The organism is Serratia sp. CoH_134_PS_4, from assembly GCF_058190535.1.
This window is the reverse complement of record NZ_JBXWKI010000001.1, coordinates 863,583-883,801: the sequence shown is the minus strand read 5'-3', so window position 1 is coordinate 883,801 and position 20,219 is coordinate 863,583. Positions and strand designations below refer to the sequence as shown.

Below are 20,219 nucleotides of genomic sequence, written 5' to 3'. Positions count from 1 at the left end.
ACGTTTGCCGCGATTAACGCGGGCGCAGCATGCCGCGCCCCTTCAATCATGTCAGGTGCCTGTCCGTATTGTAGAGGGTCAGATCAGAACATACGGCGGCTCATACCCAGAATATCCAGAATTTTGGTTGAGATTTCTTCTACCGAATAGTTGGTGGTATTCAGATATCGGATCTGATTCTTGCGGAATAAAGCTTCGACTTCTGCAAGCTCCATACGGCACTGGCGTATTGAGGCATAACGGCTGTTTTCGCGCCGCTCTTCACGGATCGCGGCTAAACGTTCCGGGTCAATCGTCAGACCGAAAAGCTTGTGCTGAAACGGTTTCAGCGCGGCAGGCAGATGCAAATTGTCCATATCGTCAGCGGTAAACGGGTAGTTGGCAGCGCGAATCCCGAACTGCATCGCCAGGTACAGGCTGGTGGGGGTCTTTCCGCAGCGGGACACGCCAAGCAAAATCACCTGTGCCTGATCGAGGTTGCGTAACGAGATTCCGTCATCGTGTGCCAATGTGTAGTCAATGGCGGCAATACGTGCGTCATATTTCCCAAGGTTGCTGGCCGTCAGTCCGTGGGTGCGATTCGGTACCGGCGTCGGTTCCACACCCAGCTCACCCTGTAACGGACCAACCAACGCTTGTACGATATCCTGACAAAAGCCTTCGCTCTGAGTAATAACATTGCGCACTTCCGGCGATATGATCGAGTAAAACACCAGCGGGCGCACGCCGGTTTCACGATAAATCTCGTTTATCTGCTGACAAACACCGCGGGCGCGCGCTTCAGTTTCCACAAAGGGCAGCGTAAATGTCGTGGCCGTCACTGGAAATTGCGACAACACGGCATGACCCAAAACCTCGGCAGTGATCGCCGTGCCGTCCGAAATATAAAAAACGCTTCTTTCCACCCTAGACTCCTTACCTGGAACAGTGACGTAATTTTCACGTCTGCTTGTTCTTATCATGGGCTCCAGGTAATCCAGCGGTAAAGGGGCGGGCAGAAAAATTGTGATAACGCGGTCAGAGTCGGTCATTAATCGGGCAAAAAAAGGGGGCGGCGGTGGGTAAAAACTTCAGTGAAACACTATTTCAATTTTAATGAAGAGTTTAAGGTTATTTATCCTGCGTTATTATTCCGCATTGTGGTGTTATTTTGGTCTAAAACATGAATTTGAGTGTGGTTTTTAAAACTGAAGTTTAAAAAATACTTAATTTGTTGAGTTTTAAGCTATTAGTGCGGCAGGGAACGATTCCATCGCCATTTTCCCTGTCAGGAAGTTTTCCTAAAATCCACTTTCTTCGCCGGGTTGATCGATTCACCTTTCCATTTCCTATGGATCATTGTGCTAGTCTGATTCGGCGCCGTTTTGGCGGTGCTGAGAAAGCAAGCGAATTAAATCCGTCTATACCCTACTGATAGCAATAAGGATTGTCTCGATGCCCAACAATGGCCCAGACTTGCGTAATGTGCTTTGGTACAACCAGCTCGGCATGCACGACGTTGACCGTGTCGGCGGCAAAAATGCCTCCCTCGGTGAAATGATCACCAATCTTTCCGATTTGGGCGTGGCCGTGCCAAACGGTTTTGCCACCACCGCGCAGGCGTTTAACGATTTCCTCGAGCAAAGCGGTGTTAACCAGCGCATCTATCAGCTACTGGATCAAACTGATGTTGACGACATTGCTCAACTGACCAAGGCTGGCGCGCAAATACGCCAATGGATTATCGACACGCCGTTCCATGCAGAATTCGAGCGTGAAATTAATCTGGCTTACCAGCAGCTGGCCGACGGGGAACCCCAGGCGTCATTTGCAGTACGTTCATCGGCGACTGCGGAAGATATGCCGGATGCCTCTTTTGCCGGCCAGCAGGAAACCTTCCTCAACGTGCAGGGGATCGACGCCGTCATGGTGGCGATCAAACACGTATTCGCCTCGCTGTTTAACGACCGCGCCATCTCCTACCGTGTGCATCAGGGTTATGACCACCGCGGTGTGGCGCTGTCAGCGGGCGTGCAGCGTATGGTGCGTTCTGACCTGGCGTCTTCCGGCGTCATGTTCACCATTGATACCGAATCGGGTTTTGATCAGGTGGTGTTTATCACCTCCGCCTTCGGCCTGGGTGAAATGGTGGTGCAGGGTGCGGTAAACCCTGACGAATTCTATGTGCACAAACCGACATTGCTGAAAGGCAAACCGTCGATCGTGCGCCGCAACCTGGGTTCGAAAAAAATCCGCATGGTGTACGCACCTTCGCAGGATCACGGCAAGCAGGTACAAATCGAAGACGTGCCAGAGCAGCAACGCAATCGTTTCTCTCTGACTGACGAAGAAGTACAAGGCTTGGCCCATCAGGCACTGCTGATTGAAAAACACTACGGTCGCCCAATGGATATCGAGTGGGCCAAAGATGGCCATACCGGCAAGCTCCTGATCGTGCAGGCGCGTCCGGAAACCGTGCGCTCTAACGAGCAAACCATGGAGCGTTACCAGCTTAATGGTTCCAGCCCGGTGCTGGTGGAAGGGCGTGCTATCGGTCACCGCATTGGCGCGGGCCCGGTGAAGGTCATCCACAATATCAGCGAGATGGATCGTATCGAGCCGGGTGATGTTCTGGTGACAGACATGACTGACCCGGATTGGGAGCCGATCATGAAAAAGGCCGCCGCAATCGTCACCAACCGGGGCGGTCGTACCTGCCACGCGGCCATCATCGCCCGCGAACTGGGTATTCCTGCCGTGGTGGGCTGCGGCAATGCGACCGATCTGTTGAAAGAAGGCCAGAAAGTCACGGTTTCTTGCGCAGAAGGTGATACCGGCTTTGTTTACAGTGAGATGCTCGATTTTAGCGTGCAGAGTTCTGAAGTGACTGAATTGCCTAAACTGCCGCTGAAAATCATGATGAACGTCGGTAACCCCGATCGTGCTTTCGACTTTGCGCGTTTACCGAATGAAGGTGTGGGTCTGGCTCGCCTTGAATTTATTATCAACCGCATGATTGGTGTGCATCCGAAGGCCTTGTTGGAATTTGATCAACAAACCCCCGAATTGCAAAATGAAATCAAGGCGCTGATGCAGGGCTACGACCACCCGGCCGAGTTCTATGTGGGCCGTCTGACGGAAGGGATCGCGACGCTGGGTGCTGCGTTCTGGCCAAAGCGTGTGATTGTGCGTCTTTCTGACTTTAAGTCCAATGAATACGCCAATCTGGTTGGCGGTGAGAAGTATGAGCCGCACGAAGAGAACCCAATGCTGGGCTTCCGTGGGGCAGGTCGTTATGTCTCTGATAACTTCCGCGACTGCTTCGCGATGGAATGTGATGCGGTAAAACACGTTCGCAACGAAATGGGCCTGACCAACGTTGAGGTCATGGTGCCGTTTGTCCGCACCGTAGCACAAGCGGAAGCCGTCGTTACCGAATTGGCGCGTCAGGGTCTGAAGCGCGGTGAGAATGGCCTGAAAGTGATCATGATGTGCGAGATCCCATCCAATGCGCTGTTGGCGGATCAGTTCCTGGAACACTTTGATGGCTTCTCCATCGGCTCTAACGACATGACTCAGTTAACATTGGGTCTGGACCGCGACTCGGGTGTGGTGTCTGAACTCTTTGATGAGCGTAACGAAGCGGTGAAGATTCTGCTGTCGATGGCGATTCAGGCGGCTAAGCGCCAGGGTAAATATGTCGGTATCTGCGGCCAGGGTCCTTCTGATCACGAGGACTTTGCCGAGTGGTTGATGGATCAGGGTATTGATAGCCTGTCACTCAACCCGGACACTGTCGTACAAACTTGGGTTAATCTGTCGAAGAGAAAGTAATTCTCTGGAGTTGATTAATTGCTCACTCTAAAGCCGCGACCCTGTTGCGGCTTTTTTTATTTCTGAATGTAAATAAAAAGGGGCACAGGAATAATAATGACCAAAAAAAGAATAAAAAAAAGCCCATCATAGGAGACGGGCAAAGACTACACACAGCAATTCACATGTATGGCATTACATTGTTTGGAAATCTTGCTTTAAATCAGGTATTTGAAGCAATATATGGCAATAATACTAGATATTTAAACACCATTAGTCATTAAGAATCATCCTAATCAATATCCCTATCCCCCTTTATTTTTACCAGGCGTGATTATTATTGGGCTGATAAAAAGGTGTATTTATTCGGTATGTTCAATGCGTGCTCGAAAGAAAGTCACGGTGGTGATTTTATTATCGTGACCGGTTAATCCAAAAAACCAGGTGAGAGGCAGGGGCGGGGAAATATCTCTGCCCGGCAGCCCGGGCAGAGTTTAAAGAGGGTTACATTTGCTCCAGATCTTTGGCGACCTCTTTTACATCGGCGGTGGGCTCTGGCGCTTCGCTCATCCAGGCAGTGAGTAAACGATAGGATACCGCCAGCACGACCGGGCCGATAAACAGGCCAATCATACCGAACGCGAGCAGGCCACCAATAACACCGGACAGGATCAGCAACATCGGTAAATCTGCACCCATGCGGATCAGAACAGGGCGCAGAACGTTATCCAGCGTGGCCACCACACAGCTCCAGACCAATAGCACGGTGCCCCAGGTTGTGTCCCCGCTCCAATACAGCCAGATGATTGCCGGCACCAGCACCAGTAGCGGCCCTAGCTGTGCAACGCAACAGATGAAGATCAGCACGGTCAGCAGCGTCGCGGCAGGAATGCCGGTTACTGCCAGGCCAATGCCGCCCAGGACCGATTGCACCAGCGCTGTCACTACAACGCCCAACGCGACTGCGCGGATTGCCTGCCCGGCCAATACCACCGCCGCGTCGCCGCGTGCAGCACCGAGACGTGTCGCAAAGTGACGGATACCCAGAGCAACTTGCTCACCGCGCGCATAGAGTAAGACGCTAAACAGCAGCATCAAGGTGCAATGCAATAAGAGGCGGCCAATATGCGCCGCTTGCGCGACAAACCAGGTTGCGGTCTGGCCGAAGTAAGGCTGGACCTTCGCGACCAGCGCCGTCCCCCCCGCGCTCACCAGCGTGTGGTAACTGGTATAGATCTTATCGCCGATCATCGGGATTGATTGTAGCCAGGCCAGATCGGGAATATGCAATTTTCCCGGCGTGCTAGCCCAGGCAACAACGGGCGCACTGTTGTCCACTACGCTGCTTATCAGCAGGGATATCGGCAGTATGAATAGCAGGATCAGCAGTATCGTCATCACGACGACCGCCAGTGAACGTCTGCCCCAAAGTACTTTTTGCAACTTAATGAGCAATGGCCAAGTGGCGATGACCACCATGCCCGCCCAGGCAAAGCCGAGAATGAAGGGTTGAATGACCCAAAAACAAGCGACGATCATAATGGCGATAAATAGCACGCCAAAAATAATCCGTGGCAAATCGTATCGAGATTGCGGGATTGTCATGAATGGGTTCTCATCCTGGTAGGTTTAGTCCTTGGGACCGTTTAATCATGGTGCATATTGGTCAAAAATTACAGGGCGGCACACCTTTTGTTGCGGGCCATTCTGTGACAGGACAATTGCAATAATGTGCATGCCTTCACTAAACGAGTATGTTAGTTTTTATCTCTAATAAAAAATAGGGCGGGTCTGAATAAAGGCCTGATTCAGCGTTCATTAACGCATATAAAACAGACAGACAGGGTCAAAAATCGAATGATCCCACAGATTTCTCAAGCGCCCGGCCTCGTTCAGCGGGTGCTCGACTTTTTGGAAGCGTTAAAGCAAAACGGATTCAACGGCGATATCGCCACCAGCTACGCCGATCGACTGACGATGGCGACCGACAACAGTATCTATCAGTTATTGCCCGATGCCGTCGTGTTCCCTCGCTCAACGGCAGACGTGGCGTTGATTGCGCGTCTGGCGGCAGAGGAGCGTTTCAGTACGCTGGTCTTTAGCCCGCGCGGCGGGGGTACCGGCACTAACGGCCAGTCGCTCAATACCGGTATTGTGGTGGATATGTCGCGCCATATGAACCGCATCCTTGAGATCAACGTTGAGCAAGGCTGGGTCAAGGTTGAAGCGGGGGTCATTAAAGACCAACTTAACCAGTATTTGCGGCCGTTCGGCTATTTCTTCTCGCCGGAGCTTTCTACCAGTAACCGCGCCACGCTGGGCGGTATGATCAACACAGACGCCTCCGGTCAGGGCTCTCTGGTGTACGGTAAAACATCCGATCACGTGTTGGGCCTGCGAGCTGTCCTGCTGGGTGGGGACATGATCGACACGCGTGCTATGCCGACGCCGTTGGCGGAAACGATTGCTCGCGAAGATACGGTTGAAGGCCGGATTTACCACACCGTGCTCAATAGCTGTCGTGAGCAGCGCACACTGATTCTGGAAAAATTCCCCAAACTTAATCGCTTTCTGACCGGGTACGATCTGCGGCATGTGTTTAGCGATGACATGCAAACCTTCGATCTGACACGTATTCTGACGGGCGCTGAAGGGACGTTGGCGTTTATTACCGAAGCGCGGCTGGATATTACGCCATTGCCGAAGGTGCGCCGCTTGGTGAATGTCAAATACGATTCGTTTGATTCTGCACTGCGCAATGCCCCGTTCATGGTGGATGCCAAGGCTCTGTCGGTTGAAACCATCGATTCCAAGGTCCTGAATCTGGCTCGTGAAGATATTGTCTGGCATTCGGTGAATGAATTAATCACCAACGTGCCAGATAAAGAAATGCTTGGTCTTAACATCGTCGAGTTTGCCGGGGATGACAACGTGTTGATCGATCGGCAGATGGAGGATCTCTGTCAGCGGCTGGACGAATTGATCACCGAAAAGCAGGGCGGTGTGATCGGCTATCAGATCTGTGGGGATCTGGCCGGCATTGAACGAATTTATAACATGCGTAAAAAGGCTGTCGGGCTATTAGGCAACGCCAAAGGGCGCGCTAAACCTATTCCGTTTGCCGAAGACACCTGTGTGCCGCCGCAGCATCTGGCCGATTACATCGTCGAGTTCCGCCAGTTGTTGGACAGCCATAACCTGAGCTATGGCATGTTTGGCCATGTGGATGCTGGCGTATTACATGTACGCCCTGCACTCGATATGTGTGACCCACAGCAGGAAGTGTTGATGAAACAGCTTTCTGACCAGGTGGTGGCGCTGACGGCCAAATATGGTGGGTTGCTGTGGGGGGAACATGGCAAAGGGTTCCGCGCTGAATACAGCCCTGAATTCTTCGGTGATCAGCTGTTCCTGGAACTGCGGCGTATTAAGGCCGCGTTTGATCCGAACAACCGTCTCAACCCCGGTAAAATATGCCCGCCATTAGGTGTCGATGCGCCGATGATGAAAGTTGATGCCGCCAAGCGTGGCACGCTTGATCGCCTTATCCCGGTAGAGGTACGCACCTCGTTCCGTGGCGCGATGGAATGTAACGGCAATGGTTTGTGCTTCAATTTTGATGTACGCAGCCCAATGTGCCCGTCGATGAAGATCACCGGTAGCCGTATTCATTCACCCAAAGGTCGGGCGGCGTTGGTACGTGAATGGTTACGTCTGCTTTCAGAGCAGGGCGTCGATCCGCTGGTGCTGGAGAAACAGCTGCCACAACAACGTCTCAGTTTCCGGGCTCTGATAGAGAAAACGCGCAACAGTTGGTACGCCGGCAAAGGCGAATATGATTTCTCCCATGAAGTGAAAGAGGCCATGTCCGGTTGTCTGGCCTGTAAAGCCTGTTCTACCCAGTGCCCGATCAAAATTGACGTGCCGGGCTTCCGTTCGCGCTTCCTGCAGCTATACCACACGCGCTATTTGCGGCCGGCACGCGACTATATGGTCGCAGGGGTCGAGAGCTACACGCCGCTGATGGCGAAAGCGCCGAAAGTGTTCAACTTCTTTTTCCGCCAGCCCTGGGTTCGTGAATTGAGCCGTAACACGATTGGCATGGTTGATTTGCCGATGCTTTCCAGCCCGACGCTGCGCCAGCAACTTTCAGGTCATGGTGCCATGACCATGACGCTGGAGCAGCTTGAAGCGCTGAGCGTAGAAAAGCGCGAACAGTATGTCCTGATCGTTCAGGATCCCTTTACCAGCTATTACGACGCCAAAGTGGTGGCGGATTTTGTACGGCTGGTGGAAAAGCTCGGTTACCGTCCTGTGCTGTTGCCGTTCTCACCGAACGGGAAAGCCCAACATATCAAAGGTTTTCTGACACGATTTGCCCGCACCGCGCGCAAGACAGCTGATTTTCTTAACCGAGTGGCAAAGCTTGGCATGCCGCTGGTGGGTGTCGATCCGGCGTTGGTGTTGTGCTATCGCGACGAATATAACGAGATCCTCGGTGAGGCCCGCGGGGATTTCCAGGTACAACTGGTGCACGAGTGGTTGCAGCAGCGCTTGGCTGAACGTGCAGAACAGCCTGCGACGGGCGAAGCCTGGTATTTGTTCGGTCACTGTACGGAAACCACGGCCTTGCCTGCCAGCGGCCAACATTGGGCGTCCATCTTTGCACGCTTTGGGGCCAGGCTGGAAAACGTCAGCGTCGGTTGCTGCGGCATGGCGGGAACTTACGGGCATGAAGTAAAGAACCTGGAGAATTCGCTCGGGATTTATGAGCTATCCTGGCATCAGGCATTACAACGTCTGCCGCGGCAACGTTGTCTGGCGACCGGCTATTCCTGTCGCAGCCAGGTCAAACGTATTGAGGGTAACGGTGTACGACACCCATTACAGGCACTTCTGGAGATGATTGAGTGAAACTGTGGAAACGAGAGACGACGCTGGAGCAACTAAACCAGGCCGGTGAAGGATGTATGGTCAGTCATGTGGGGATCCAATTTACCCGACTGGAGGACGATTATCTCGAAGCGACCATGCCGGTTGATCAGCGTACCCGGCAGCCATTTGGCCTGTTGCACGGTGGTGCATCGGTAGTGCTGGCAGAATCGATGGGGTCGATGGCCGGTTACCTGTGTAGCGAAGGGGAACAGAAAGTGGTGGGGTTGGAAATCAACGCCAACCATCTGCGTGCGGTATTTGAAGGCCAGGTGCGCGGCGTGTGTCGGGCGTTGCATGTGGGGCGTCGCCATCAGGTGTGGCAGATAGAAATCTTCGATTCACGCGATCGCCTGTGCTGCACTTCACGCCTGACTACGGCCGTTATCGACTAGGTTTACCCCGCAGGTAGCCTTACCTGCGGGTATTTTTGCCATTCAGCCCGTTCATAACTGAAAGGGCACCCGCTTAACGAAGTCTTTCTGGAAGGCATTGGCCTTCTCCCAAGTGCCTTCCATTGCATATTTTTGACAGATTAAGGTCAGAGTATGACGGGCAAAATGATAGCTCTGAACCCGGAACAGCTGACAACGCTGTGGGTTGTTGATCTCTACGATCAGCCGGTTATGCAGTTTGCTCAACGCGTGCAGATAGCTTTCATCATCACCGTTTTCCAGACACAGATTGGCCATATTCAGGCTGACACTGTTGTAGCGTTTCAGATGGTTGATATTGCACTCCGGCCGTTTAAGCGACGCCTCTGCCATGTAGAAATCTACCGTAGCGTCGCGCACGCTGAATTTATAGTCATCAATTTTGCCCAGCAGCCACGCATTCATCGAGATATTCATTTGCCCGTGCTCAATTAGAATTGAATGATAATCATTATCATATTTATTGGTGCGTTCGTGATCAATCATTCTGTTGAAATTTTTATCGCCAGCAGGGGATGCATTGGGGGGACAGCACCCCAACATAGTCAGTAGCGACTAAACTTTAATCAGAGATTGCCGCTTTTGTTGGGACGGACGGAAAGGCAAAAGAGGGGGAAAAGCCGTTAATTGTCGATAAACGCATTTTTGAGACAGACAAAATTCAGAAATAGGTATTTTCTATGAATGTTTAAATCGACATAAAAAGCCCGGTTCTGTAAAGCCTTCGCGCCAGCGGGTAAGGGGCATGGTATGACAGGATGTACAGTAAATTCATAAGGATAAAATGATTCCATTTCCGACCGGCAGCGCCAGACGCGCTGACTGTCCCACGCAGTTGCCGCATGCCAAAGCAAAAATCCGGGCTTTTGGCGGATAACCCCGCAAAACAAACGGTTGAAGTGATAATCGTTATCACTAACATAGTAGCAACCCAGATTGGCTGTGGTAAAACACGAGTGTGAGGTAGGCCATATGCAAACGGAAAATGTCGGCACTTTTTCTCTGGACGAAAATGTCTGGCAAGGCATTTTGCTCAGTGACAACGCCGTACAACAAATAACGAAACTAATGCAGCAGGATCCACAGGTGAAGGGGCTGCAACTCGGGGTCAAGCAGTCAGGCTGCGCCGGGTTTGCCTATGTGCTGGATCTCACCCGTGCTCCTGCTGACGACGACCTGCTGTTTGAGCGTGATGGCGCCAAACTGTATGTGCCGTTGAAAGCCATGCCGTTTATCGATGGCACCACGGTAGATTTTGTCCGTGAAGGGCTGAATCAGATATTCAAATTTAATAACCCTAAAGCTCAGCATGCCTGCGGGTGCGGCGAGAGTTTTGGCGTTTGAGCGATGCAATCAACATGACACGAAGCAATGTAGAAATGCCTAATGAAGTGCAGGCTTGGGTCAGCGAAGGTCGCTACAAAGAAGGTTTTTTTACCCAACTGGCCACCGATGAGTTAGCGAAGGGCATCAATGAAGACGTGGTGCGCGCCATCTCGGCCAAGCGTAATGAACCTGAGTGGATGCTGGAGTTCCGCCTTGAAGCCTACCGTGCCTGGCTGCAAATGGAAGAGCCACACTGGCTGAAAGCGAACTACGATCGGCTGAACTACCAGGACTACAGCTATTACTCCGCGCCCTCCTGTGGCAGTTGTGACGATGCCTGTGGATCCCAGCCGGGCGCAGAACAGCAACCGGGCGCACCGACCGATAACAACTACCTGACCAACGAGGTTGAGTTGGCGTTTAACCAACTCGGCGTCCCTGTGCGCGAAGGCAGTGAAGTCGCGGTCGATGCGATTTTTGACTCTGTCTCTGTCTCGACGACCTACCGCGAAAAGTTGGCGGAAAGCGGGGTCATTTTCTGCTCGTTCGGTGAGGCCATACACGAATACCCGGATCTGGTGCGTAAATACCTCGGTCGCGTCGTACCGTCCAACGACAATTTCTTCGCCGCACTGAACGCAGCGGTGGCTTCCGACGGGACCTTTGTCTATGTGCCGAAGGGCGTACGTTGCCCAATGGAACTGTCGACGTATTTCCGTATCAATGCCGCTAAAACCGGTCAGTTCGAACGCACCATACTGATCGCCGATGAGGGCAGTTATGTCAGCTACATCGAAGGCTGTTCGGCGCCGGTACGCGACAGTTACCAACTGCATGCCGCGGTGGTAGAAGTGATCCTGCACAAGGATGCCGAAGTGAAATATTCGACAGTGCAGAACTGGTTCTCTGGCGGTGACAGCAAGGGAGGCATCCTGAACTTTGTGACCAAGCGCGCATTGTGTGAAGGCGCAGGTTCAAAAATGTCATGGACTCAGTCGGAAACCGGCTCGGCAATCACCTGGAAATACCCTAGCGTGATCCTGCAGGGGGATAATTCTATCGGTGAGTTCTTCTCGGTAGCCCTGACCAGCGGCCATCAGCAGGCCGACACCGGCACCAAGATGATCCACATCGGCAAAAATACCCGTTCAACCATCATCGCCAAAGGTATCTCTGCCGGACATAGCGAGAATACCTACCGTGGCCTGGTGAAGATCCTGCCGGGGGCAGAAAACGCGCGTAACTTTACCCAATGCGACTCGATGTTGATTGGGCCGGACAGCGGTGCCCATACCTTCCCGTACGTTGAAGCGCGTAACAACAGTGCCCAGTTGGAACATGAAGCGACGACATCAAAAATTGGCGATGACCAACTGTTCTATTGTTTGCAGCGCGGCATTAGCGAAGACAATGCCATTTCGATGATTGTTAACGGATTCTGTAAGGACGTGTTCTCTGAGCTACCGCTGGAGTTCGCCGTCGAGGCGCAGAAGTTATTGGCCATCAGCCTGGAACACAGCGTGGGCTAAACGCCGGATTTACAGCGCGACAGCGCGATCTAAGGACACTGCATGTTAAGTATCAAGAATTTAAAAGTCAGCGCGGAAGGCAACGAAATCCTTAAGGGATTGAACCTGGAGATTAAACCGGGTGAAGTGCATGCCATCATGGGGCCGAATGGTTCAGGCAAGAGCACGCTTTCGGCAACGCTGGCGGGACGCGAAGAATATGAAGTCACCGAAGGTGAAGTGACCTTTAAAGGTAAGGATTTGCTTGAGCTGGACCCGGAAGATCGTGCGGGTGAGGGCGTATTCCTGGCCTTCCAATATCCGGTGGAGATCCCCGGCGTCAGCAACCATTTCTTCCTGCAAACTTCGGTTAACGCCGTACGCAAATACCGCCAGCAAGAACCGCTCGACCGTTTCGACTTCGCTGATTTTATCGAAGAAAAAATTGAATTGTTGAACATGCCGCCTGACTTGCTGACCCGTTCGGTCAACGTCGGTTTCTCTGGCGGTGAGAAAAAACGTAATGACATCCTCCAGATGGCGGCGCTGGAGCCGGATCTCTGTATTTTAGACGAAACCGACTCCGGTTTGGATATTGATGCGCTGAAGATTGTCGCTAACGGCGTGAACTCGCTGCGTGATGGCAAGCGTTCGTTCATTATCGTTACGCACTACCAACGTATCCTGGACTACATCAAGCCGGATTACGTCCATGTTCTTTCTCAGGGGCGCATCGTCAAGTCCGGCGATTTCTCTCTGGTGAAACAGTTGGAGGAGCAGGGCTATGGCTGGCTTACCGACGAACAATAACGCGCGCGCGCTGCAACAACTGTATAGCCTGTTTGAAGCACGCGGTGGTGAGCACTCTGCCCATGCATTGGCACACTGGCAACAGGCTTTGCGCTTGGGGTGGCCGACGCGCAAGCATGAAAACTGGAAATACACACCGCTGGAAGGTTTGCTTGAACAGCAGTTCCTTGAGCCACCGGTGGAGCCAGTCACTGCCGCGCAGTTAGATGCGTTGGCGCTGGCGATTGATGCTTATCGGCTGGTCTTTGTTGACGGGCGTTTTTGTGCGGCGTTGAGCGACAGCGACCTGGGTGATTATCAGTTCGACATCGCACCCTACGGGACGTTACAGGCGCTACCCGAACCGATCCAGCCCGAGATCTTTCTGCATCTGACGGAAAGCCTGGCGCAGGAAACCAGCATTATTCGCGTGGCCGCCGGTAAAATCGCGGCGCGACCGCTGTATCTGCTGCATATCAGCAGCGGACGCGGGGCTGAAGGTGAGGTGAATACCGTGCATCACCGGCATCACCTTGATATTGCGCGTAATGCGCAGGCCGAGGTGATAGAGCATTACGTCAGCCTGAACCAGGCTGCGCATTTCACTGGCGCGCGCCTCACCGCTAACATCGGTGATAATGCCCAATTGAACCATTGCAAGTTGGCGTTTGAGAGCCAGCCGAGTTACCACTTCGCCCATAACGATCTGGTGATTGGCCGCGATGCACGGGTGAAGAGCGACAGCTTCCTGTTGGGGGCTGGGCTAACACGGCATAACACCAGCGCACAGCTTAATGGTGAAGGCTCTAATTTGGTGATCAATAGCCTGGTATTGCCGGTCGGTAAAGAGGTGTGTGACACCCGTACTTACCTTGAGCATAACAAAGGCTATTGCGAGAGCCGCCAATTGCACAAAGTGGTGGTCAGCGATCGCGCCAAAGCGGTATTTAACGGCATGATCAAAGTGGCAAAACACGCGATTAAAACCGATGGGCAGATGACCAACCATAACCTGTTGCTGGGTAAGGTGGCGGAAGTGGATACCAAACCGCAATTGGAAATCTATGCCGACGATGTGAAGTGCAGCCATGGCGCTACCGTTGGTCGTATCGATGAAGAGCAGCTGTTTTATCTGCAATCGCGCGGCATTGACAAGCACGCGGCGCAGCAGATGATTATCTTTGCTTTTGCCGCTGAGCTGACTGAGGGGATTGGTAACGATCTCATCCGAGAATCGGTACTGGCACGCATTGCGCAGCGCCTGCCGGGGGAGGCCGCATGAGTTTTCCGATTGAACGGGTACGCAGTGAATTCCCGCTGTTGGCGCGTGACGTCAATGGCCAGTCGCTGGCTTACCTCGACAGCGCTGCCAGCGCGCAAAAGCCGCAGGCGGTGATCGATCGCGAGTTGGATTTTTATCGTCATGGCTATGCGGCCGTTCACCGAGGCATCCACACCCTGAGTGCTGAAGCGACGCAGGACATGGAAGCGGTGCGTGAAAAAGTAGCCGCGTTTATTAATGCCGCTTCCGTTGAAGAGATTGTGTTCGTTAAAGGCACCACCGAGGGCATTAACCTGGTGGCTAACAGCTTTGGCCGTCATTTCCTGCAATCCGGTGACAGCATTATCATCACCGAGATGGAACATCACGCCAATATCGTGCCTTGGCAGATGCTGGCGAAGGAACGAGGACTGAACCTGCGTGTTTGGCCGTTACAGCAAGACGGCACCTTGGATCTGGCACAATTGCCTGGCCTTATCGACGCCAGCACCAAATTGCTGGCGTTGACCCAGGTTTCCAATGTGTTGGGGACGGTTAACCCGGTACGCGACATTACGGCGCAGGCGAAGGCCGCAGGCCTTAAGGTGTTGATCGACGGGGCACAGGCCGTGATGCACCAGCAGGTGGACGTACAGGCGCTGGACTGTGACTTCTACGTGTTTTCCGGCCATAAGCTGTATGGGCCTTCCGGTATTGGCATTCTTTATGGCAAGCAGTCACTATTGCAGCAAATGCCGCCGTGGGAAGGGGGCGGCTCGATGATTCAGCAGGTCAGCCTGACGCATGGCACAACCTATGCGGAGCCACCGTGGCGCTTTGAGGCGGGCTCACCCAATACCGCAGGCATCATGGGATTGGGTGCGGCGATTGATTACGTGAATGCGCTGGGGCTGGCTGCGATTGGTGATTATGAGCAATCATTAATGCATTACGCACTGGAAGCGCTGCAGCAGGTGCCTACCCTTAAAATCTACGGCCCGGCAGAGCGCGCCGGTGTGATCGCCTTTAATCTGGGTGAACACCATGCCTATGATGTTGGTAGCTTCCTGGACAAGTATGGTATCGCTATTCGCACCGGGCACCATTGCGCGATGCCACTGATGGCGTTCTATAATGTGCCGAGTATGTGTCGCGCTTCATTGGCTGTCTACAACACGAGGGACGACGTGGATCGGCTGGTGGCCGGGTTGCAGCGAATTCACAAACTGCTGGGATAGGGGCGATCGGCGTGCATAGCCGCCGAGTGAATGAACGTCTGTTGTATAAGACATGGGGTCGGCATGCCGGCCCCTAAATTATTGAAAGGATCCTCATGGCGAACTTGCCGGACAAAGATAAGTTAGTGCGTAATTTTTCCCGTTGCCTTAACTGGGAAGATAAATATCTGTATGTCATCGAACTGGGCGCGAAGCTACCGGCACTGGACGACAGTGAGCGTCAGGCGGGAAATCTGATTTCCGGTTGTCAGAGCCAGGTGTGGATTGTGATGCGGGTTGACGAGCAAGGGCACGTTGAGTTTCATGGTGACAGCGATGCGGCGATTGTAAAAGGACTGCTGGCAGTGGTGTTTATTCTTTATCACCATATGACCCCAGAGCAGATTATCGCATTGGATGTTCGTCCGTTTTTTGCCGAGTTAGCGTTGAGCCAACACCTGACACCTTCACGTTCGCAAGGGTTAGAAGCCATGATCCGTGCAATCCGCGCTCAGGCTGCCAAGCTCTGATGTGCGCTAAGACTCATTGATACGTTGCATGTTTTCTTGTGTCAGTGAGTCTTTACAAAGACCTGCCCACCTCGCCATTCATCCCGCAAATTAGTGACATATCAGCAGGTTACCTATTGACGTTCTGTTGACAAATGCATAAAGCGATTACGTTATAACATGTTGATTTTTAGAGGACTTATTGCCTTTGACGTCAGCATTGCTAGTATTAATCAGGTCTTGTCTGATTTACCCGCGGCCAGGCGCCAGATAGCCTTGTTGCCGAACCGTAATAAGCATAATAGGGATGATAATGAAACGTGCGTTGAGTTTAATGGGCATGCTGTTTGCCACCGTACTGACCGGCACCCAAGCCGCCAGCGCGAGCGAATACCCGCTGCCGCCGCCAGATAGCCGCCTGATTGGCGAAAACACCACTTATACCGTGCCGAACGACGGGCGTCCGCTGGAGGCCATTGCGGCCGACTATAAGATTGGTCTGCTGGGTATGTTGGAGGCCAACCCCGGTACAGACCCGTTTCTGCCGAAGCCGGGCACGGTATTGACCATCCCGACCCAAATGCTGCTGCCAGACACCAAGCGTGAGGGGATTGTGGTTAACCTGGCTGAGCTGCGTTTGTACTACTACCCGAAGGGCGAGAACAAGGTCATCGTTTATCCTATCGGTATCGGTCAGACGGGGATGCATACGCCGCTGCAGGTGACGTCTGTCAGCCAAAAAATCCCGAACCCGACCTGGACACCGACGGCTAATATTCGTAAACGCTATCAAGAAAAAGGTGTGACGTTGCCTGGCGTGGTTCCGGCCGGTCCTGATAACCCAATGGGGCTGTTCGCCATGCGCTTGGCGATGGGGCACGGTGAGTATTTGATCCACGGTACCAACGCCAACTTTGGTATCGGCATGCGCGTCAGTTCCGGTTGTATCCGCTTGCGGCCAACCGATATCGAGGCGCTATTCAATATGGTACCGCGTGGCACGCGGGTTCAGGTGATCAACGATCCGGTGAAAATTTCCGTTGAGCCGGACGGTAAACGCTATGTTGAAGTGCATCAGCCGCTGTCGAGAGTTGAAAGCGATGATCCGCAAACCATGCCGATCGCACTGTCTAAAACCGAAAAAGCGTTTGTTGGCGATGCACAGACCGATAAGGCCGTGTTCGACAGTGCGCTTGTACGCCGCTCTGGCATGCCGGTGCTGGTTAACCTTGGTCAGAACCCATCTGAGGTGAGTTTAACGCCTGTAGCCTCGCAGGAAGCGAATAAAGGCTTATTCAAAGGGGCACCCATCAGCTCTGTGAATTAAAATGTGCTTATAACGGGTATTACTGAGGGGTTCAGCGTGCTGAGCCCTTTTTTTTGCCTGGTGGCAAGAGGGGATTCATCGGGGGGATCAACAGACAAAAAAAACGGCGCACAATGTGCGCCGTTTTCATTAACCGAAGCTAACTTACTTTTTGTAAGCGTGAGCTTGGTTGTCCAGGCGCTGGTTAGCACGTGCTGCGTCGTCTTTAGCTGCTTGAACGTCAGAACGGATTGCGTTCACGTCGTTGCTCAGCTGGTCAACTTTAGCGTTCAGAGTCTGAACGTCAGAAGACAGTTGATCGATTTTAGCATTGCTAGAGCAGCCTGCCAGCAGAGTGGAACCCAGGATTACCGCGCCCAGTACCAGTTTAGTACGATTCATTATAACACCCTCTAGATTGAGTTAATCTCCATGTAGCGTTACAAGTATTACACAAACTTTTTTCGAAAGAGAATAATTTTTTTGTATTGGAGTGCTTTATTTTGATCGTTCGCTCAAACTTGCATCTTCTTTTGAAAAATAGTTAAAAAATGTAGGGAAAACAGCCGGATTCCATGGGACAACTCCGATTTGTAATTAGCCAAATAATGAGCAATCGATGGTTGCGTTTTTGATAAAATAGTTTACTAGTGCTAAAAAAAACGCCGCAAAGCGGCGTTTTTGTCAAAATAATTATGTCACGTTTTATATTAGAGCACGTGAACCGAGGCCGTATTGGTGGTGCCACTTGGTACCAGTGCACCAGAAACCATCACCACAACGTCGCCTTTTTGTGCAAGACCACTGGCCAGTGCCGCTTCTTTACCAATGCGGTAGAAATCGTCGGTGGAGGCGATTTCTTTAACCATTTGTGGAATCACGCCTTTGCTCAGAATGAGCTGGTGAGCGGTGACTTCATTGGTGGTCAGCGCCAGGATCACAGCGTTAGGGAAGTATTTACGCACGGACTTGGCTGATTTACCGCCGCTGGTGGCGACGACGATCAGTGGCGCATCCAGCTTTTCTGCGGTTTCAACCGCGCCGCGGCATACCGCTTCGGTGATGCGCAGTTTGCGGTTGTCATTCAGGCTGTCGATACGGCTTGGCATCACGCGATCAGTGCGCTCACAGATGGTCGCCATGATGGTAACGGCTTCCAGCGGGTACTTACCCTTGGCGCTCTCACCTGACAGCATGACGGCGTCGGTACCATCCAGAATGGCGTTGGCAACGTCGCCAGCTTCTGCACGGGTAGGGCGCGGGTTTTTGATCATGGAATCGAGCATCTGCGTTGCGGTGATGACCACTTTGCGTGCACGGTTACATTTTTCAATCATCATCTTCTGCGCGAAGATCACTTCTTCTACCGGGATTTCCACACCCAGGTCACCACGAGCAACCATGATGCCGTCAGAGGCTTCGAGGATCTCGTCGAAGTTGTTCAGGCCTTCCTGGTTTTCGATTTTAGAGATGATCTGGATCTGCTCGCCGCCGTGGGCTTTCAGGTGTTCACGGATTTCCAGCACGTCTGAACGTTTACGGATAAAGGACGCAGCAACGAAGTCTACGCCTTGCTCGCAGCCGAAAATCAGATCGCGCTTGTCTTTTTCTGCCAGTGCAGGCAACTGAATAGAAACGCCCGGCAGGTTAACGCCTTTGTTTTCGCCCAGGTCGCCGCTGTTCAGCACCTTACAAACCACTTCGTTTTCGGTCACGTTGGTGACTTCCATACCGATCAGACCATCGTCTACCAGCACGGTGTTGCCGATTTTCAGGTCAGCACTAAAACCTGCGTAAGTGACCGCGACACGTTCATTGTTGCCGATAACGCTCTGATCGGTAGTGAAAGTGAAAGTCTGACCTGCAACCAGTGCGGCGTCTTTGCCGCCTTCCAGTTTCATGGTGCGGATTTCCGGGCCTTTGGTATCCAACAGGATGCCTGCGTTCTGACCGGTTTTCGCCATTACGGCACGCATGTTCTTGATGCGGTTGCCGTGCTCTTCATAATCACCATGTGAGAAGTTCAGGCGCATTACGTTCATGCCGGCATTCAGCAGGTTGGTCAGCATTTCTTCCGATTCGGTTTTTGGACCGATGGTACAAACAATTTTGGTCTTTTTCATGACGGATTTTTCTACAAGTTGTGATGGATAAAGAAACGAATAAAACCAGCGGTCAGGCCACTGATAAGGGATTTGAGTCGTGCCTGGTGATACAAAACAAAGTTAAGGATAGGTGACCAGAGTCGAAATGGGGCGGAAAAATTCAGCCCGCGCCGGGATGCGGGGATGCTGCGCAACGAGATGAGGTGAAAATATGTTGTTATTGCGTTTTCGCAGATCAAGGGCTGAAACCATTCAACTGAAAGACGTTGCGCATTATAAAGGCTAAGCGGCGGGAAACAAAATAAAAACCGATGCTAAATCGCGGAACCGTCAAATCAGCAGCAAATGTGGCGCAAATGCAAACCAACAGCAGGTGTTTGTTGCGCAAATAACCCTTCTGTAAATACAAGTACCGTCGAGGGTTAGCTTGACGTGATGATTTCCCACAGCGTACCGGCAGACAAACAGAAGCAGCCACTCGCGGTATTCGCGGGGATCGTGATGGTTTCACCGGCGAGTACTATCTGGGTGTCGCTGCCTACGGTGAATTCAAACTCACCAGAGACTACCCGTGTTTGCAACGCGTGGGGGTACTTTTGCAGTTGGCCGAAGGCACCCGCGTCAAATTTGACTTCTGTGGCGCGTGCTCCGTCGTTCATTTTCCCTTGTCGGCGGGAGAGACCATTGTCGAGCTTCTCAAAGGGCGTCTCTGCGGTAAATGTCAGCATGGGATCTGTCCTGATAAGGTATTCGCCTTGATGATAGGATATATGGCCTGCGATGGCAGAAACAAAAGTATGGGGCCGTGCTGGCGAGTTAACAATAGCGTGAGTGTTAAGCTGATAGGGCAAGTTTGAGAAAACAACGCTTTGGTGCGTCCGAGTGGACTCGAACCACCGACCCCCACCATGTCAAGGTGGTGCTCTAACCAACTGAGCTACGGACGCACTGCACTGCTTTAGAAATTTGGTGCGTCCGAGTGGACTCGAACCACCGACCCCCACCATGTCAAGGTGGTGCTCTAACCAACTGAGCTACGG

General features: G+C 52.5%; 16 protein-coding genes, 1 tRNA gene and 1 other RNA gene. 10 read left to right on the top strand and 8 right to left on the bottom strand.

Annotated features, from left to right (window positions below; genetic code table 11):
• Positions 1–83: 83 nt before the first annotated feature.
• A complete protein-coding gene (ppsR, locus tag AC2FCQ_RS04055) occupies positions 84–905 on the bottom strand; it encodes a posphoenolpyruvate synthetase regulatory kinase/phosphorylase PpsR (protein ID WP_209633031.1) in 822 nt (273 codons plus the stop codon).
• Positions 906–1,434: 529 nt separating this feature from the next.
• On the opposite strand from ppsR, the gene ppsA reads away from it, so the two are divergent.
• Positions 1,435–3,813 carry a phosphoenolpyruvate synthase gene (ppsA, locus tag AC2FCQ_RS04050; RefSeq protein ID WP_490307613.1) on the top strand — a complete coding sequence of 793 codons (2,379 nt, stop codon included), beginning with the start codon at positions 1,435–1,437 and terminating at the stop codon, positions 3,811–3,813.
• 111 nt (positions 3,814–3,924) lie between these two features.
• Here the strand turns inward: ppsA and rprA are convergent.
• Together rprA and ydiK are read right to left on the bottom strand one after the other, a co-directional pair.
• An RNA gene (rprA, locus tag AC2FCQ_RS04045) (antisense sRNA RprA) lies at positions 3,925–4,035 on the bottom strand.
• Between the two features lie 261 nt (positions 4,036–4,296).
• Positions 4,297–5,397, bottom strand: a complete 1,101-nt coding sequence (gene ydiK, locus AC2FCQ_RS04040) for an AI-2E family transporter YdiK (RefSeq protein ID WP_209633033.1) — start codon at positions 5,395–5,397, stop codon at positions 4,297–4,299.
• 252 nt (positions 5,398–5,649) lie between these two features.
• On the opposite strand from ydiK, the gene ydiJ reads away from it, so the two are divergent.
• On the top strand, positions 5,650–8,706 hold the full coding sequence (gene ydiJ / locus AC2FCQ_RS04035) for a D-2-hydroxyglutarate dehydrogenase YdiJ (protein WP_490307612.1): 3,057 nt from the start codon (positions 5,650–5,652) through the stop codon (positions 8,704–8,706).
• Positions 8,703–9,119 (top strand): 1,4-dihydroxy-2-naphthoyl-CoA hydrolase, encoded by a 417-nt coding sequence (menI, locus tag AC2FCQ_RS04030; protein WP_490307611.1) that lies wholly within the window; start codon positions 8,703–8,705, stop codon positions 9,117–9,119. Before ydiJ ends, menI begins: the two co-directional genes overlap by 4 nt.
• Before the next feature lie 51 nt (positions 9,120–9,170).
• Here the strand turns inward: menI and AC2FCQ_RS04025 are convergent, their stop codons facing one another.
• Positions 9,171–9,575 (bottom strand): hypothetical protein, encoded by a 405-nt coding sequence (locus AC2FCQ_RS04025; protein ID WP_037418867.1) that lies wholly within the window; start codon positions 9,573–9,575, stop codon positions 9,171–9,173.
• Positions 9,576–10,130: 555 nt separating this feature from the next.
• Between AC2FCQ_RS04025 and sufA the strand changes: the two genes are divergently transcribed.
• From sufA to AC2FCQ_RS03990, 7 genes are all read left to right on the top strand, one after another.
• Positions 10,131–10,502 carry a Fe-S cluster assembly scaffold SufA gene (gene sufA / locus AC2FCQ_RS04020; protein WP_037418650.1) on the top strand — a complete coding sequence of 124 codons (372 nt, stop codon included), beginning with the start codon at positions 10,131–10,133 and terminating at the stop codon, positions 10,500–10,502.
• Between the two features lie 14 nt (positions 10,503–10,516).
• Positions 10,517–12,013 carry a Fe-S cluster assembly protein SufB gene (sufB, locus tag AC2FCQ_RS04015; RefSeq protein WP_037418869.1) on the top strand — a complete coding sequence of 499 codons (1,497 nt, stop codon included), beginning with the start codon at positions 10,517–10,519 and terminating at the stop codon, positions 12,011–12,013.
• Positions 12,014–12,055: 42 nt separating this feature from the next.
• A complete protein-coding gene (gene sufC / locus AC2FCQ_RS04010) occupies positions 12,056–12,802 on the top strand; it encodes a Fe-S cluster assembly ATPase SufC (RefSeq protein WP_209633036.1) in 747 nt (248 codons plus the stop codon).
• A complete protein-coding gene (sufD, locus tag AC2FCQ_RS04005; protein ID WP_490307610.1) occupies positions 12,777–14,063 on the top strand; it encodes a Fe-S cluster assembly protein SufD in 1,287 nt (428 codons plus the stop codon). Before sufC ends, sufD begins: the two co-directional genes overlap by 26 nt.
• Positions 14,060–15,280 (top strand): cysteine desulfurase SufS, encoded by a 1,221-nt coding sequence (gene sufS, locus AC2FCQ_RS04000; RefSeq protein WP_490307609.1) that lies wholly within the window; start codon positions 14,060–14,062, stop codon positions 15,278–15,280. Before sufD ends, sufS begins: the two co-directional genes overlap by 4 nt.
• Before the next feature lie 95 nt (positions 15,281–15,375).
• Positions 15,376–15,789 (top strand): cysteine desulfuration protein SufE, encoded by a 414-nt coding sequence (gene sufE, locus AC2FCQ_RS03995; protein ID WP_490307608.1) that lies wholly within the window; start codon positions 15,376–15,378, stop codon positions 15,787–15,789.
• 292 nt (positions 15,790–16,081) lie between these two features.
• Entirely contained in the window at positions 16,082–17,095 is a 1,014-nt protein-coding gene (locus AC2FCQ_RS03990) for a L,D-transpeptidase family protein (RefSeq protein WP_490307607.1), read from the top strand.
• Between the two features lie 144 nt (positions 17,096–17,239).
• Here the strand turns inward: AC2FCQ_RS03990 and AC2FCQ_RS03985 are convergent, their stop codons facing one another.
• The 4 genes from AC2FCQ_RS03985 to AC2FCQ_RS03970 form a co-directional block, all read right to left on the bottom strand.
• Positions 17,240–17,476 (bottom strand): major outer membrane lipoprotein, encoded by a 237-nt coding sequence (locus AC2FCQ_RS03985; protein WP_004943717.1) that lies wholly within the window; start codon positions 17,474–17,476, stop codon positions 17,240–17,242.
• 308 nt (positions 17,477–17,784) lie between these two features.
• Positions 17,785–19,197 carry a pyruvate kinase PykF gene (pykF, locus tag AC2FCQ_RS03980; RefSeq protein WP_037418669.1) on the bottom strand — a complete coding sequence of 471 codons (1,413 nt, stop codon included), beginning with the start codon at positions 19,195–19,197 and terminating at the stop codon, positions 17,785–17,787.
• 404 nt (positions 19,198–19,601) lie between these two features.
• Complete coding sequence (locus AC2FCQ_RS03975) at positions 19,602–19,907, bottom strand: cupin domain-containing protein (protein WP_490307606.1); 306 nt, start codon at positions 19,905–19,907, stop codon at positions 19,602–19,604.
• A gap of 142 nt (positions 19,908–20,049) precedes the next feature.
• Positions 20,050–20,126 (bottom strand) — tRNA-Val (locus tag AC2FCQ_RS03970).
• Positions 20,127–20,219: the final 93 nt, after the last annotated feature.

What these genes read in the sequence shown, in the direction of transcription:
- ppsA (WP_490307613.1), top strand. Translation starts at nt 1,435, where the DNA reads ATGCCCAACAATGGCCCAGACTTGCGTAATGTGCTTTGGTACAACCAG.
- ydiK (WP_209633033.1), bottom strand. Translation starts at nt 5,397, where the DNA reads ATGACAATCCCGCAATCTCGATACGATTTGCCACGGATTATTTTTGGC.
- ydiJ (WP_490307612.1), top strand. Translation starts at nt 5,650, where the DNA reads ATGATCCCACAGATTTCTCAAGCGCCCGGCCTCGTTCAGCGGGTGCTC.
- AC2FCQ_RS04025 (WP_037418867.1), bottom strand. Translation starts at nt 9,575, where the DNA reads ATGAATATCTCGATGAATGCGTGGCTGCTGGGCAAAATTGATGACTAT.
- sufA (WP_037418650.1), top strand. Translation starts at nt 10,131, where the DNA reads ATGCAAACGGAAAATGTCGGCACTTTTTCTCTGGACGAAAATGTCTGG.
- sufB (WP_037418869.1), top strand. Translation starts at nt 10,517, where the DNA reads ATGACACGAAGCAATGTAGAAATGCCTAATGAAGTGCAGGCTTGGGTC.
- sufC (WP_209633036.1), top strand. Translation starts at nt 12,056, where the DNA reads ATGTTAAGTATCAAGAATTTAAAAGTCAGCGCGGAAGGCAACGAAATC.
- sufD (WP_490307610.1), top strand. Translation starts at nt 12,777, where the DNA reads ATGGCTGGCTTACCGACGAACAATAACGCGCGCGCGCTGCAACAACTG.
- sufS (WP_490307609.1), top strand. Translation starts at nt 14,060, where the DNA reads ATGAGTTTTCCGATTGAACGGGTACGCAGTGAATTCCCGCTGTTGGCG.
- sufE (WP_490307608.1), top strand. Translation starts at nt 15,376, where the DNA reads ATGGCGAACTTGCCGGACAAAGATAAGTTAGTGCGTAATTTTTCCCGT.
- AC2FCQ_RS03990 (WP_490307607.1), top strand. Translation starts at nt 16,082, where the DNA reads ATGAAACGTGCGTTGAGTTTAATGGGCATGCTGTTTGCCACCGTACTG.
- AC2FCQ_RS03985 (WP_004943717.1), bottom strand. Translation starts at nt 17,476, where the DNA reads ATGAATCGTACTAAACTGGTACTGGGCGCGGTAATCCTGGGTTCCACT.
- pykF (WP_037418669.1), bottom strand. Translation starts at nt 19,197, where the DNA reads ATGAAAAAGACCAAAATTGTTTGTACCATCGGTCCAAAAACCGAATCG.
- AC2FCQ_RS03975 (WP_490307606.1), bottom strand. Translation starts at nt 19,907, where the DNA reads ATGCTGACATTTACCGCAGAGACGCCCTTTGAGAAGCTCGACAATGGT.